9 protein-coding genes are annotated in these 15,367 nt (G+C 63.4%); 6 read left to right on the top strand and 3 right to left on the bottom strand.

Annotated features, from left to right (window positions below):
* The 6 genes from LLH00_18895 to LLH00_18870 all read left to right on the top strand — a co-directional run.
* Positions 1-234: fucose isomerase (locus LLH00_18895; protein MCE5273351.1), on the top strand; the 234-nt coding region annotated here is incomplete at its 5' end.
* 459 nt (positions 235-693) lie between these two features.
* Positions 694-1,947 (top strand): NAD(P)/FAD-dependent oxidoreductase, encoded by a 1,254-nt coding sequence (locus LLH00_18890; protein ID MCE5273350.1) that lies wholly within the window; start codon positions 694-696, stop codon positions 1,945-1,947.
* Between the two features lie 281 nt (positions 1,948-2,228).
* A complete protein-coding gene (locus tag LLH00_18885; GenBank protein MCE5273349.1) occupies positions 2,229-6,581 on the top strand; it encodes a PAS domain S-box protein in 4,353 nt (1,450 codons plus the stop codon).
* Positions 6,582-6,801: 220 nt separating this feature from the next.
* A complete protein-coding gene (locus LLH00_18880; protein MCE5273348.1) occupies positions 6,802-7,416 on the top strand; it encodes a TetR/AcrR family transcriptional regulator in 615 nt (204 codons plus the stop codon).
* A 197-nt stretch (positions 7,417-7,613) separates the two neighbouring features.
* Positions 7,614-8,792 carry a glycosyltransferase family 4 protein gene (locus tag LLH00_18875; GenBank protein MCE5273347.1) on the top strand — a complete coding sequence of 393 codons (1,179 nt, stop codon included), beginning with the start codon at positions 7,614-7,616 and terminating at the stop codon, positions 8,790-8,792.
* Between the two features lie 2 nt (positions 8,793-8,794).
* A complete protein-coding gene (locus LLH00_18870; protein ID MCE5273346.1) occupies positions 8,795-9,424 on the top strand; it encodes a TetR/AcrR family transcriptional regulator in 630 nt (209 codons plus the stop codon).
* Between the two features lie 87 nt (positions 9,425-9,511).
* Here LLH00_18870 and LLH00_18865 read toward each other — a convergent pair whose 3' ends face one another.
* From LLH00_18865 to LLH00_18855, 3 genes are all read right to left on the bottom strand, one after another.
* Positions 9,512-11,605: a dockerin type I domain-containing protein gene (locus LLH00_18865; GenBank protein ID MCE5273345.1), complete on the bottom strand. Its 2,094-nt coding sequence runs from the start codon at positions 11,603-11,605 to the stop codon at positions 9,512-9,514.
* Positions 11,606-11,813: 208 nt separating this feature from the next.
* On the bottom strand, positions 11,814-14,237 hold the full coding sequence (locus tag LLH00_18860; protein MCE5273344.1) for a M6 family metalloprotease domain-containing protein: 2,424 nt from the start codon (positions 14,235-14,237) through the stop codon (positions 11,814-11,816).
* Positions 14,238-14,343: 106 nt separating this feature from the next.
* Positions 14,344-15,367: hypothetical protein (locus LLH00_18855; protein MCE5273343.1), on the bottom strand; the 1,024-nt coding region annotated here is incomplete at its 5' end.

Genomic DNA, 15,367 nt, shown 5'->3' with positions numbered 1-15,367 from the left:
GAGGTGCTGGAGATGGACCCGCAGTCGTTCGGTGGGATAGGGGTGATCGCGGTGCCGCAGATGGCGCGCTTCTACCGTCACGTGCTGATCGGCGGTCATTTCCCGCACCACACGGCGGTGGCGTTCAGCCACGCGGGCCGGAGCCTGTTCGACGCGGTGCGCCTGCTGGGCGTGGACCAGCTCGGCTACAACCAGCCCTCTGGCCTGACATACCTGGGCGAGAACCCGTTCTGAGCCAGGCCGGCCGCTGGGTGGGGGCACGCCGGGCTTTCGCCTCCCATTTCCCATCTGCTGCCCGCATGGCTTTCAAACATTTTCGTTCTCTTGGTTACGGCCAAGAGAACCAGAAGCCGTTTGGGGGCCGTAAACTCGCGCCGGCATTTGTTATATTAATGCCAGTGGTGTGCACGAGCCCCTGCACGCTGCCTTCTGAGTTGGGCGGCGCTGTCGCGCAATCGCCCTCCAGGCGTACGGGGCTTCAGTCGTCTTCGGTGTGCACGAGGGACTTACTCCGCTCCGCTGGCAAGGCTCAAGCATACGGCCCTCCGGGCGGCCCCGTGGGCCGCTTCGGGTTAAGTGCTTCCTGGTCTTTCCGGGGCGACTGCCTGGCTGCTTTCACCGACCGCAAACAGACAAAATTGATTTTGACACCCCTTAAAACGAATGATGTTCAATTGAAACAGGCGTAAACGGATGTCCACAAAAGAGCCATACGACCTGATCGTGGCCGGGTCCGGCCCGGCCGGCCTGACCGCGGCGGCCACCGCGGCTGGCCGGGGCCTGCGTGTGCTGCTGGCCGAGCAGATGCCGCGAGCGGGCCTCAAGCTCTTGGTCACGGGCGGCGGGCGCTGCAACCTGAGCCACGCCGTCACGGCCGCACAGATGATGGAGGCGTTCGGGCGGCAGGGGCGGTTCCTGGGGCCGGCGCTGGGCTGCCTGGACCCGGAGGGCCTGCGCCGCTTTTTCCGCGGCCTGGGCCTGGAGACCGTGGTCCGGCCGGATGGCTGCGTGTTTCCCGCGGCCGGCTCCTCGGCCAACGTGCTGGAGACCCTACTGGAACGGGCGCGGCGCTCCGGGGTCCGTCTTGCGGCCACCTCGCGGGTGTTCGGTGTCCGGGCCGAGCACGGGCGGGTGGCAGCGGTGGAGATATCCGGCGAAACTCTCCCCTGCCGCGCGGTGCTGATCGCCACCGGGGGACGCAGCTACCCCGGGCTGGGCGGCTCGGGAAACGGCTACCGACTGGCCTCAGCGCTCGGCCATGAGATCGTGGAGCCTCTGCCCGCGCTGGTCCCGCTGCTCACAGTGGAAAGCTGGCCGGTCGAGCTGGCCGGTGTGAGCCTGGATAACGTCGCGGTGCGCCTGGCCGGACGGGGCGCGCATGCGACAGTGCGCCAGGGCGGGCTGCTTTTCACCCACGAGGGCCTTTCCGGCCCGGCCGTGCTCGACCTCTCGGGCGAGGTGGCTGTCCGCCTGTCCCGGGGCGGCCCGGCCGATCTGGAACTCGATTTCACCCCCGGAGCCGACCGCAGCGCCTGGGAAAGCCGCCTGGACGGGTGGCGGCAGGACCGGGGCCGCTCGCACCTGGCCCGCCTTCTGTCCGAATATATCCCCCGCGCCCTGGCCGATGTCCTTTGCCGCAACTGCGGGATCGACCCGGAGAGCGCCACCGCTGGCCGTCTGCGGCGCGACGAGGCCCAGGCCCTACCGAGAGCGGTCACCGCCACGCTCCTGACAGTACGCGGCACGGCGGGGTTTGACCGGGCCATGCTCACCCGCGGCGGGGTGAGCCTCAAGGAGGTGGACCCCGCCACTCTGGAGAGCCGGCGGGTCAAAGGGCTGTATTTCGCTGGCGAGGTGCTGGACTTGGACGGTCCCTGCGGGGGATACAACCTGCAGTGGGCTTTCTCCAGCGGAGAGCTGGCCGGGCGTTCCATTTCGGTGCGGTAAACGCGTACGCAGCCCGATTTTTCGGCTTTTATTCTGCATGAGGGCGGCAAATTTGCAGTTATCTGTTTGCTATTAGATTTGGTTCTGTTTTTAAAATGTTACACAGCAACAAATTACACTATAGAGGCCATCTGCGGGACAAATCGAGGCCAAAGTGCTGTTGAATTAAGTCTTTCCAGAGTGTACAATATTATAATCAGGTGGCCGGTCTGAGTTTTCCGGCCCGGGCCGTTCTGCCCGATGGTTCAGTCCTCCTCCTCCCCAGCGCAGGGCATCGAGCCATGATTTTTCTTAACCTGCTGCACAATACCACCCTCCTGGTCTCCCTCGGGATTCTCTACGGTATCATAATCCGTCGCTGGCGGCCTGGATCGGCGCCTTACCGGGCCTATTCCGGCCTGCTGTTCGGCAGTGTCGCGCTGGTCGGCATGCTCACCCCGCTGCAGCTGGCGCCGGGAGTGATATTCGACGGGCGCTCGATAATACTGAGCCTGGCCGGCCTGTTCGGCGGCGCCACCGCCGCGCTGATCGCCGCCCTGATGAGCGCCACGTTCCGCATCTGGCTTGGCGGCGGCGGAACGCTGATGGGTGTGAGCGTGATCGCCGAGTCGGCCCTGCTGGGCGTGGTATACGGGCAGCTTCGCAGCCGGTATACCGGCGTGATGCATCCGTTCTATATCCTCCTTTTCGGGGTTCTGGTGCATGCGGTAATGCTGGCCATGACCCGCCTGTTGCCAGGCGGTTTCAAGGAAGAAGTCCTCGACCGCATCGCCCTGCCGGTGATGACGCTCTATCCGCTGGCTGTACTCCTGCTGAGCCTTCTGTTTCTGGACATGGAGGCCCATATCCGGGCCGAGATCGAGCTGGTCCGGAGCGAGGAAAACTACCGTCTGCTGGTCGAGAACGCCAACAGCATAATTGTACGCTGGACCCCGGACGGGGTGATCCGGTTCATGAACGATTTCGGCCTGCACTTTTTCGGTTACGAGCAGGAGGAGCTGATCGGCCGGCCGCTGGTGGGAACGATCATCCCTCCGGCCGATTCTTCCGGACTGGACTTGGATATGATGATCCGGGAAATATTGAAATGTCCTGAGCAGTACGAAAGCAACGAGAACGAGAATGTCTGCAAGGACGGCAGACGGGTTTGGGTCCACTGGGCGAACCGGGCCATACGCAACGTGGACGGTAGCCTGCGCGAGTTTTACTCCATCGGCGACGATATCACCGAACGACGCCGGGCGCAGAGGGAGGTGGAGGAGAGTGAACAACTGTTCCGCCGTCTGATCGAGGGTGCACCGGATGGGATATTCGTTCAGACAAGCGGTTGCTTCACATATCTGAACCGGGTCGCGCTCGATCTTTTCGGCGCCGGAGCGGAGTCGGACCTGCTGGGCACTCCGGTGCTCGACCGGATCCATCCGGACTACCATGCAAGCGTCAGAGAGCGGATACGCCAACTGAACGAGGAGCACCGGGATCAGCCCCGGGCGGAACAGGTGTTCATCCGTCTGAATGGGACATGCGTGAACGGGGAATTCTCCGGCGTGCCCATACATTACTGTGGGCAGGACGGGGCGCTGGTGTTTTTCCGCGATATCTCGGAGCGGAAGAAGGCTGAGCAGGCGATGAAGGAAAGCGAAAGCATGTACCGCTCCCTGTTCGAGAACATGCTGAACGGGTTCGCCTATTGCCGGATGCTGTTCGATGAGGACGGTGCGCCGAAGGATTTCATCTACCTGGCGGTCAACCAGGCTTTCGAGCAGCAGACCGGCCTGAAAGGTGTCGCCGGCAAGCGGGTCAGCGAGATCATCCCCGGTATCCGGGAGTCCGATTCCAAGCTTCTGGAGATTTACGGCCGGGTGGCCACCACCGGCCAGCCCGAGCGTTTCGAAATATACGTCGCGGCCCTGGAGATGTGGTTCTGGCTCTCGGTCTACAGCCCCGCCCGCGGGCATTTCGTGGCCGTGTTCGATGTGATCACCGAGAGGAAAAACACGGAGCAGGCCCTGCTCGATAGCGAGCGCAAGTACAGGAACCTGTTCGAATACATGGTCACCGGGTTCGCCCTGCACGAGATCATAGTTGACGACGCGGGCAAACCGGTGGATTGCCGTATACTGGAGGTCAACCCGGCATTCGAGAAACTGACCGGTCTGCGGGTCGAGGACATTCAGGGAAGCACCATCCTGAAAGTCAAGCCCGATGTCAATCCGCTCCATATCGAGTTTTACGGCAAAGTGGCGCTCACCGGGGAGCCGACCATTTTCGAGGATTACAACCCGCTGCTCGCCAGATACTACGAGATTCTGGCCTACAGCCCGCAGAAAGGCCAGTTTGCGCTCATCATGAGCGACATCACCGCCCGTAAGAAAGCTGAGGCCGAGCTGCTCCTGAGCGAGGAAAAAATAAGGAATATCTTGCGTGTCCAGCCGGTGGGCGTGGGCATGGTAATCGACCGGTTGTTCAAGGAAGCCAACGATCAGTTCTGCGAGATGCTCGGCTACCCGCGCGAGGAGATAATCGACCGCGACACGGAGTTCATCTATCCTACGCACGAGGAATACGCGCGCGTGGGTGAGCATTACAGAACGGTTGAAAAGATGGGCTATGGGAAAATCGATACCCGTTTCCGCCGGAAAGACGGCTGCATTCTTGATATCTTGCTTAATGTGGCGCTTATCGACCGGAACGATTACTCGAAAGGTGTGGCTTTCACCGCCCTGGATATCACCGAGCGCAAACGTATCGAATCCGAGCTGATCCGTAACCAGGAAAAGATGAACAGCATCCTGCGGCTCCAGCCGGTAGGGGTGGGTCTGGTGGTGAACCGGATTTTCAAGGAGGTCAACAAGCATTACTGCGAAATAGTCGGCTATGCGAGGGAGGAAATCCTGGAGCGCAATTCCGCCTTCCTTTATGCCACACCGGAGGAATTCGAGGCGGTCGGCCGGTTTTTCAACAGTCTGGAGAACCATGGCAGCGGCACGATTGAGGTCCGTCACCGCCGCAAGGACGGCCGGATGATCGACCTTCTGCTGAGCGTCGCCCCGCATGACCGCCAGGATTACTCCAAGGGCCTGATCTTCGCGGCTCTGGATATCACCGAGCGCAAGCGCGCGGAGCAGCGGCTGCGTTTCCTGGCCTCGACTGTCGAGCAGGCCATCGAAAGCGTCATCATCCGCGACGTCCAGGGGCTGATCCAGTACGTGAACCCGGCTTTCGAGGCCTCCTCGGGCTACACCAGCGAGGAGGTGATCGGCCGGGAACTGTATTTTATGGAGTTCAATTCCGAAAACCAGGCCCTGCTGAGAGAGATTATCGATACCACCCGCGGGGGTAAAGTCTGGTCCGGTCGGGTGAAAAGCCTGTGCAAGGACGGAGAGTCGTTGACCGAGGATGTTTCGATCACGCCCATCCGGGATGACAAGGGCGAGATAATAAGCTACGTGACTCTGAAAAAAGACGTGACCCGGGAGCTGGAACTCGAGGACCAGCTCCGTGTGTCGCAGAAACTGGAGGCCGTGGGCCTTCTGGCCGGCGGGGTGGCCCACGACCTGAACAACCTGCTGACCCCGATCCTGGGCTACGCCGAGATGCTGCTGCTGGAGGAAAGCATCGGAGAGTCGGCGCAGCGGGACATCCAGGAGATAGTCAGCGCCGGGGGCCGGGCGCGCGATCTTATCGGGCAGTTGATGGCGTTCGGAAGGAAGCAGACCCTCCAGGTCAAGGCCCTGGATATGAACGCGGTCATCTCGAACACGGGCAAGCTGTTGCGCCGGACCCTGCGCGAAAACATCCGGATAGAGCTGCACCTGCCGGCCTCGATACAGGCGGTGCGGGCGGACCGCACACAGGTGGATCAGGTGCTGATGAACCTGGCGGTCAACGCCCAGGATGCCATGCCCGAGGGCGGTGTGCTCTCTATCGAAACCCAGGACACCGAGCTGGACGCCGATTATGCCAACCATCATCCCGGAGTGATCCCGGGACGGTATGTCATGCTTTCGGTCGCCGACACGGGGATGGGTATGGATCCCGAGATACGGGCCCGGATATTCGATCCGTTTTTCACCACCAAGCCGGTCGGGCAGGGCACCGGTCTGGGGCTGGCCACGGTTTACGGGATAGTCAAGCAGCACGGCGGGCATGTCTGGGTCTACAGTGAGCCGGGGCACGGCAGCATTTTCAAGGTCTACCTGCCGGCAATCGACCAGGACCCGGTGGAAAGCGGCGAGGCCTCCGCTCAATCGGAGGCCCCGGGCGGAACCGAAACGCTGCTGGTGGCGGAGGACGATCCCACCGTGCGGGACCTGGCCTGCACGATGCTGTCCGGCCTCGGCTACAAAGTGCTGAGCGGCAAGACAGTAAGCCAGTGTCTGGAGCTGGCTTCCGGATACCCGGACAAGATCGACCTTCTGCTGACCGACGTAATAATGCCCCACATGAGTGGCCGGGAGCTGTACAACCGTCTGCGCCAATCCCGTCCCGAACTGCGGGTGCTCTACATGTCAGGCTATGCCGCGAACCTGATCGCCGACCGCGGGGTCCTGGATGAGGGCATCTGCTTCATCCAGAAACCTTTCTCCCGTCTGAGCCTGGCCCGCAAAGTGAGGGAATGCCTGAACGCCTGACCTGCCTGCATCCGGCCCCGCGCGGCCTTTGCGCTTGAGGCCGCACCTGTGATCTGCAACGGTTTGTGCTTGCCTTGCCTGCCGAACCCGACCGCACACCCGCACCCGTTGTTCAATTTCCGAGACAAAAAACCTTGATATTTGAATGCCTGTTCACTATAATGAATATAGATTCATAATGTGAAACTCAATTCATATATTTGGGCGAAACGGAGGCCCTGTGGGCAGGCCATCCCGCAAGGAACGTGAAAAAGATCGTATGCGGCGGGAGATACTGGAGGCAGCCGAGGCGGTGTTCTCGACCCACGGCTTCCACAACACGACGATCAGCATGATCGCCGCGGCGGCCGGGCTGTCCGTGGGCTCGATCTACAATTTCTTCCCGGGCAAGGAGGCACTTTTCTACAGCATCATCGAGAAAAGCGCCAGCGAGGGTCTGGAGGCGCTGCGCGAGGCGGCCGATGCGATCGACTCGCCGGTGGAGAAGTTGCGTACCGTGATTACACAGAAGGTGAACTACTTCATCGCCCATTACGATTTTTTCAAGATCTTCATCGGTGTCACCTCGGCCAGCTACCGTCCTCAGATCGAGAGGGATAACCCGGTCCTTATTCAGTACCACGACTACATAGACTGGCTGGAAGCGACGTTCCGCTGGGCGATGGAGCAGGGCTGCGTCAAACCCTGTGATCCGCGCCTGCTGGCGATAAGCCTGGAGGGTCTGACCGACGGTCTGATCGAGCATTGGGAATGGCTGAAAGACACCTCTGACATTCAGAAACTGGTCGGCAACATCGTGGATGTGTTTTTGCGGGGGATTCTTACCGAACGCTGAAAAGCGCCGGGACGGTGAAAGGCAGTGCCGGATGGGTGAGTGGCTTTTTATCGGGGGATAGACAGGCAGCACGCTCCGGACACCGTCCCGGCCAGTTTTACAGCTCTCAGGGCTCAACAGTCGAGCTGGGACGATCCGGGCGCGGGGAGCTTGATGCTGTCTGCTGAGGTGAGTACTCGAAAACGGGGAAAAGAGCCATGGACAGATTATGCTGTGATCTCCTGTTCGTGACGTTCGAGATTGAGGCTGAGGGTGGCGCTCCGCTCGACATTGAATGGCTGAGCGAGCTGCGCCGCCGCGGGTACCGTGTGACCTGCCTGGCGCGGGCCGGCTCGGCCGCCTCCCGGCTGACCTTTGAGGTGGGTTTCAGCACGCGCACGGTGGGGCTGGAGCATGCGGAATTGACCGATTCGGTCACGCGGCGCGATTTCGAGCGCCAGAGCCGCGACCTTCTGCGCCGTCTACGGCCGGATGCGGTCCTGTTCCAGGGCTGCCAGGGACTGGACTGGTTCGCCGGGTCGTGCTGGGAGTTGGATGTGCCGGTGATCGCCATGCTCGGGGATGGAGGAGCTTTCCAACGTCTGCTCGACACCGGCCCCTCGTTCGCCGAGACCGTGGGGGCGGTGCTGGTGACAGACAACCGGGGGTTCGACAGCCGGTTGAAAAGGGCGCTCAAAGGAACGCTCTGCCTGGTGGAGGACGGCACGGAACCTACGCTATCCGACCCGGCGGCGGTCAAGCTCGAACGGCCGCTGGTGGGCAGCCTGATCGTGGGCATGCTTGGACCGGTGAGGCCCGGCGCCGGGCACGGCACGTTCCTGGATGCCGCCCGCAAGGTGCTGGGGCAGCGGGTTGAATGCCTGTTTGTCATCCTGGGCGATGAGCTTACCGGCGAGCTGGCCTCTCTGCGCGAACGGGTGAACCTCGACCCCCTGCTGCGGGAGAATGTCTGCTGGATGCGGCTGGGTGCGGCGCATGAGAGCCTGCTGGATGTATTCGACGTGGGGGTGGTGGACCCGGACGGCAACGCCCGGGGCGGAGGCGCGGAGACCCTGGAGTGGATGGCCTCGGGTGTGGCGGTGGTGGCCGGGGACACTCCGCTCGCCCGCTCCCTGATGACCGACGGCGTGGAGGGTCTGCTGCACGAGCCACGCAGCGCCGGGGCGCTGGCCGACAGGCTCCTGTTCCTGGCGCGCGACCCCGACCTGTTCCGCAGCCTGGGACAGGCCGCCAGGGGACGGGCCATGGGGCTCAAAACGGCCTTGCGCCGCGCGGACCAGCTCGAAAACCTGATAGGATCGTTGACCGCCCGGCACCTGTCCGCCCAGGGCCTCAGACAGGACTGCCAGGCCGGTGGGGCCGGGAAAGGAGTCTGAATATGGCCAGGACAAGGATGAGCGCCGAGCAGCGGCGGGAGCAGATAATCGCCGAGGCGCTCCAGCTTTTCGCCGCCCAGGGGCTGGAGGGCACCCGCACCCGTCAGATCGCCCAGGCCTGTGGTGTGAGCGAGGGCGTGCTGTTCCATTTCTTCAAGAGCAAGAGCGAGCTCCAGCAGGCCTGCTTCGAGCACGAGCTGGGCCGGACATTCAGTGCCGAGCAGGCCCTGGACAAGGACCTCGAAACCACCCTCCTGCGCTACGCCGGTCTTTTCCTGCAGGAGAACCGTGAGCGGCCCGCCGCTTTCCGTTTCATCATGCAGACCATGCTGAGCCAGCCGGAGCAGTCGCTCCAGTTTCACCGCAGCCGGGGGACCAGCGAGTACAGCGGCTTCATCCGTAACTGCCTGGAGCAGGGGCGTGCGGATGGCCAGCTCCGGGCGTTCGACTCGGAGTTCGCTGCGGATGTATTCATCGGCTCCCTGTTTTTTATCTCGCTGATGCACGAGTTTTTCCGGCCCTCGAAGCTTAACCGGATGAGCGTGGAGTCCCAGGCCCGGACCGTGGTGGACCTGTTTATCAACGGCCTGCACCAGTGCGCCGCGGAAGGGGCGAAAGACGGGGGGAAATGAAAACAGGGCAGGCTATAAGCCTGCCCCGGATGGTTTTACCGGCCGGACCGTGCATGCACGGTACCGGCCTTTTCATTGTCTGTGTTCTCAGCCGGCCAGTTTCTTGAGCAGGGCCAGCAGGTCGAATATGTCCATCCTGCCGTCCCCGTTCACATCGCTCTCCGCTCCGGCGGCCGTTCCCCCGCCCAGGGCCTTGAGCAGTCCCAGCAGGTCGAACACGTCCAGCTTGCTGTCACCGTTCATGTCCCCGGGCTGGACCGGCGGTTTTTTTTTCATCCCGCTCACCCCGAAAGTGCCGCTGCGGGCCAGGGAGAACACCCAGTCCGCGGTCTCGATCCGCAGCGAGTCGGCCCCCAGGCTGAGGACAATCCCGGGCAGGCTGTCCGGCGCCACGGCCCCGTCGCCCGTTTCCAGACAGTGCACCAGGACCGTGTTGTCCCCGGCCGTGAAATGGTACGAGGCGCGCCAGGTGCCCACGGAAGTCGCCTGCACCGCGGGCGCGACCGTATCCGGGTAGAGCGTGCGGCAGCGCAGCCAGCTCGCGGCGTTGGCGCAGAAAAGGCCGGACCCGTTCACGTTCGGCTGGGCGGCAAGCTGGAGCAGCCAATCGATTCCGCTGAGCGAGCCGGCCGCCGCGGCCTGGAGCTGATCGACCACCAGAAGCGTGGAGGGCCGCAGGAACAGGATCTGGCGCACGCAGCTTTTCACCACCCCGCTCTGGTAGGCCTGGGCGTACTGCCCGGCCGCGGCGGCCCAGCCGCCGCCCTCGGCCGAGAACAGGAAATCGCCTGTGTTCAGCATCTGTCCGGCATCGAGGTTGGCCTTGAAATTATCCAGAGAGCCGAAATTCTGGCCGTGGGGCTCGCGCTGCTTGATCGGGAATGTGGAGCCGGGTTTGTAAAGAATCAGTGTGCTGTGGACATCCGCCGGCTGCTGGGGCCCGTTCACCTCGTTGTAAACGGTCGGATCGGCCACCAGGAAGCCGTTGCGGTAGAGCGTGAACCCGCCCTGGTCGTAGTGGTTGTGGTCGCCGTAGTGGTCTTTCACTCCGAAACCGACCAGCGTGGCCCCATCCTCCCAGGCCCCCCGGGCGATGAAATGACCGCCCTGGGCGCCGCCGCCGGCTGTGTAGCTCAGGGCCGGGGTGACAGGAGCGGCGCTCAGGTGCTTGGTGTAGAGCATGTAGTACATGGAGGTGAGGCCGTAGAACCGTCCGGCGCCGCGCTTGCCGGCCAGCCAGCGGTCGAACCAGGCCCCCTCGCCGCTGCCGAAAGCCCAGGCGCAGGCATCCAGCACACCGGCCATCTCGTGTGTCACGCTGCCGTTGGGCCCGCCGATCACATCGCCCCAGGGCAGGAAACGCATGTCCGGCTGCACGCTGTGGATCTCGTTCATGTACTGGCGGCGCAGCCAGTCATCCTGCTCCGTGGCGATGCGCCCGACCAGGTTCTGCCCGCTGGCGCTCTGGGCGGCCAGGACAGTCCAGACCGCGCCGGTGAAATCGTACTGCGACCAGTAGCCCAGGCTCTCCCCCGGCAGGCCGTCCATGTAGTGCATGCCCGGATAGAGGTGGTTGTTCAGCCAGGCGCGCACCTGGGTGTAAAGCTTGTCGGAGTCACTGTCCTCGCCCGCGGTGGCCAGGGCCCAGATCGCGGACCCGCAGGCGCTCATCCAGACATAATTGTGGAAAATGTGGTCGCCGCTCAGGGCCAGTCCATCGGTGTAGGCCAGCTTGTAGAACTGGGCGCGCACCGCAGCGCGGTCCTCGGCGCTGAACTTGACGTAGTCGTGCACCCAGTCGTAGGCCAGGCCGTTCTCGAACAGGGTCGAATAGATTCCGAAAGTGTTACCCGGGGTGGCGTAACGGTAGCGCTTGAGCGCGGCCACGGCGGAGTCGGCCATGGCGCTGTCGCCGTACATCTGCCACTGGAGAGCATAGCAGGCCGGGCTGGTCTGCTGGCGCAGCCTGTCCCGCATGGCCCGGTACTCGGCGGCGGTGGTGTCGGTGCGCAAACGGCTCAGGGGCACGCCGCAGGTGGAATCATCCCCGCGGATGAGCAGGCGTGGACGCACCGGGGCGAGCGACTCCGCGGCAGGGAAAACATCCTCCGCCAGCAGGCCCGCGGCCGGGAAAAGAAAGGCCGCCAGCAGCACGGGGAACAGACAGGCTTTCAGTCTCAAGACAGCCGCCTCCTGGATGAGGGTTGAAAGTGGAGTGAGCCTTTCATCCATCAGAATGAGGCAAACTTAGCCTCTTGCCGCTGACGGTTCAAGATATTTCGTGAGCGCATTGTGCGGGCGACGGTGCCGTAAACGGCACGGCCGGGAGGCAAACCGGGCTTTCCGGTCCGTCTCCCGGCCGCAGGGCATGCGCAACGACTTAAGCCGCCTACTGGGCCAGCTTCTTGAGCAGAGCCAGCAGGTCGAAAATGTCGGTCTTGCCGTTTTCGTCCACGTCCGAGTTCTGGCCGGACGGGGCGGTGCCCGAAAGGCTCTTGAGCAGGGACAGCAGGTCGAACACGTCGGTCTTGCCGTTACCGTCCACATCCCCGCCCGTGATCGGGATGACCGCGTTGACGGTCAGGGTGTAGACAGCCGACGGCGCGTTCTCGGGCAGGCGCACCAGGCCGCCCTCCGACTCCAGGCCCTCGAAATAGAACGAGTAGTGCGCCCCGGCCTCGATGGCCGGCAGCGAGACGCTGAAACGGTTGCCCGAGCGCTCGCATTCCAGGCTGACCGGGAAAGTGGCCCCGCCGTCCGTGCCGGCGATGAGCTTCACGCTCATCACCGCGGCGGCCGGGTCGACATCCGCCCAGAGAGTGTAGGAGGTGGCGGCGCCGGGGAACGAGCAGTCGCCGATCGCGCCGGTGAACATCGGCTTGGGTGGCTCCACCGTGCCGCCGCTCGTGCGTACGAGCGCGCGCAGCGGGTAATCCACCGCAGTGCCGGAAAGCCCTTGCAGAGGCGAATAATTGGTCCCGTCGCTGGAAAAATAGGTCTTGCCGGAGGGCTGGCCCTTGCTGTCCGCGCCGAATGTTTCCATCCCGCTGACCGCGAGGAAGAATTCCTTGTCCGCGGCCAGCTCGACCGGATGGTCGAGGGTCACGGTCTGCCAGGCCATGCCGCCGACCGAGGAGAACACCTGGCTGGTCAGGAGGTTGCCCGGCTTGCCGCCGTTGAACGAGTCGTAGACCCGGACCTCGAACATCCGGGCCTGCTCATCGGAGACCCCCAGAACCACGGCCTCCAGCCGTCCGGCCTCGGCGGTGCGATAATCCACGCCCACCCAGTTGTCCGGACCGCTGTAGCTGAAAAACTCGGTGATCCCCTTTTCATCGTAGGCCAGGGTGTAGCCGCCGTCCTTGCGCACGCTGATCAGGGCGGTCATGGTCTCGGCCGGGTCGGAGATTTCGCGCACGGCCACGCCGGTGGTGTTGCCCTCGGAGTCGCGGCTGCCGGGGTAGGAGCTCTCATCGAAAGTCCGGTTGCCGGAGGCGCCGGGGAACGGGTCGCCGCTGTCCGAGCGGTTGACACTGTTGTCCAGGTCATCCGATCCGTCCGCCTCCTCCACGTCCACCAGCTTGCTGCGGTAGTCATCGTTGCCGGGGCCGGAGTAGGAGTTGAGGTCCCAGACCCGGCTTTCATCCACGTGGTAGATCAGAAGCCCGCTGCTGGGTATCTCGCTGTCGAACCCGACTGCCTCGCGGTTTTCGATCAGGAAATAGCGGAAACTGTGGAAGGGGTCTTCCCAGATCTTGAGCGCCGCGGGCGTGGTTTCCACCTGCGCCAGGCTTACCTGTCCATCCGCGGTAACAACTGTCGGGCTGAGCCAGCCGAGCTGGATTTTGTTCCAGGCGCACATCTGCACGGGCTTGCCGGGGTTGTCGCCGGTGGCGCCGTAGTTGCCGCTGCCCATCAGGCCCCACTGGCCGATACCCTCGGAAGAACGGAAATCCGGCTCCTTGGTGTCATCGGTGCGGTCGTACAGGTCGGTCAGGCCGAGCAGGTGGCCGAACTCGTGGCAGAGCGTGCCGATGGGCTGAATCTGGTAGTTTTCGCCGTCCGGGCTGTACTGTTCCTCGGTGATGCCGTAGGCGTTGATCTTGATCGTGCCGCCGCCCGCGGCCGGGTCATCGGTCTCGTAGGCCCCCAACTGGGCGTCCTCCAGGGTCCACATGTGGGCGTGGAACGCCTCGTTGTCCTCGTAGCCGGGGCAGATCACGTAGACCGCGTCCACGAAGCCGTCGTCATCCCCGGAGTTCGGCACCCCATCCGGCCCGTCGTTGTCGTACTGCGAGAAATCCACACTCGGGTCGGCCTGGGCCACCACGTCCCGCACGAACTCGTACGGGACATTGTTGTCCACGTAATAGGCCTTCTCCTTGCCCGAGTCGAACCAGCCGTAGACCTGGCCGCTGAGCTCGAACTGGCCGTAGGAAATCTCTTTGTAGTAGTCGATCATCGAGCCGTTCGGGTTGGCCCCGAACAGGTTGTTCTGGAATTCCTCCTGGGAATAGGTGCCGGTCAGGTCGCCGAAATTGCCTAACAGGACCGGCAGCGAGAACTTGTCGCTGCGCAGGGTGGCAGCCAGGTCGGTGCGGCCGGCGGCGATCCGCTCACGCAGAACGCGGCGCGCCCGCATGCGCCTGGACCAGCCCGGGTCGCCGTAGCGACGTTGCGACGGGTCGACGTTGGGCGGCTGCCATTCTTTGAATTTCCGCGCTCCCGCGGCGGCCTGCGGCGGTGCGGCGGAAAGGCTTGATGCGACCAGCAACGGCAAAGCCAGCATGCAGACATAGACCCAGCGCTTCATACCGTCACTCTCCGTTAAGGGCGATACTGAATTGTAAGGAGACTGCGAGGAGCGACGGATTGTACCATAACCAACAGCGCCGGTCAACGTTTATCCTTGCTTCGTTTTATAAATCTCCTTTGCTCTTGCCGATAGCGTGTTTTTTCACCAGGTCGCCGAACTCGGGCAACAGCTCGAATTTGTTGCTCCAGGTGGTGTACATGATCCCCAGCGCTCCTACCGTGCTGTCGAGGGAGGCGAGCCAGGCCTGGTCGTGCTCCAGGTTGTCGGCGTCATAATAGCCGCAGGCCAGGGTGTGGAAACCCAGGGTCGAGAAATGGTCCAGGCTTTCGCGGCGCTTCTCGAAATACCAGCAGGCGATGATGAGGTCGCGGGGCAGGCCCTCCCAGGAGCCGTGGAAATCGCCGGAGCAGAGGTAGTATCGTCCGCAGGCCTCGGCGTTGTGGTTGGGGTCGAACATGTCCGACCAGATGAGCAGCCCGGCTTTGGGGCTGACCTCACGCACTATCTGCACCTGTTTCTGCACGCAGTCGGCGACCAACTGCCCCGGGGTGAGGCCGCGGGCGGTGCAGGCGGCGCAGGTGCCGGCCATGCGCAGCTCATCCACGCTCAGGAAATACTGTTTCGGGGCGATGAGGCTGTCGATTATCTGCACCTGGCGCTTCCAGATCTCGTACACCTCGGGCTCGGACATGCAGGCCACCACCTGGTGGTAGTAGATCGTGGCGCCGTGGCACCAGCTAACGCGCAGACGCTCGCCCTCCTTGATCCGTCCGCCGGGGACAAGCGTGAGCGCGGGCCCGTCGTGGCTGAACCGGAAATCCAGCCGGGTGTCGGCCACGGGGGCGTAGTCCTTTCCTTCCTCGTAGACAGTCCCGTCGCGCTCGCTCTTGACCGTGAGCGGTGCTCCGGGGCGGCGCAGCAGGTTCACCAGGCCCACCTCCTCCAGGCGCAGGTCATCCACCCAGAACGTGCCCGTGCCCTCGGGCGCGGCCACGCTGATTGTCACGCTGTCCTGGTCCTGGGTGTTGAACCCCAGGTCCACGCGGACCCATTCACCGGAGGCCGGAACCGGCGGGATGAAATAGTTCAGCCGGCGGCCGTCCCTGGCCTGGATCATGAACGGGAAC

Source organism: bacterium, assembly GCA_021372515.1.
Taxonomy (GTDB): domain Bacteria; phylum Gemmatimonadota; class Glassbacteria; order GWA2-58-10; family GWA2-58-10; genus JAJFUG01.
This window is presented reverse-complemented; position numbering and strand designations above follow the sequence as displayed.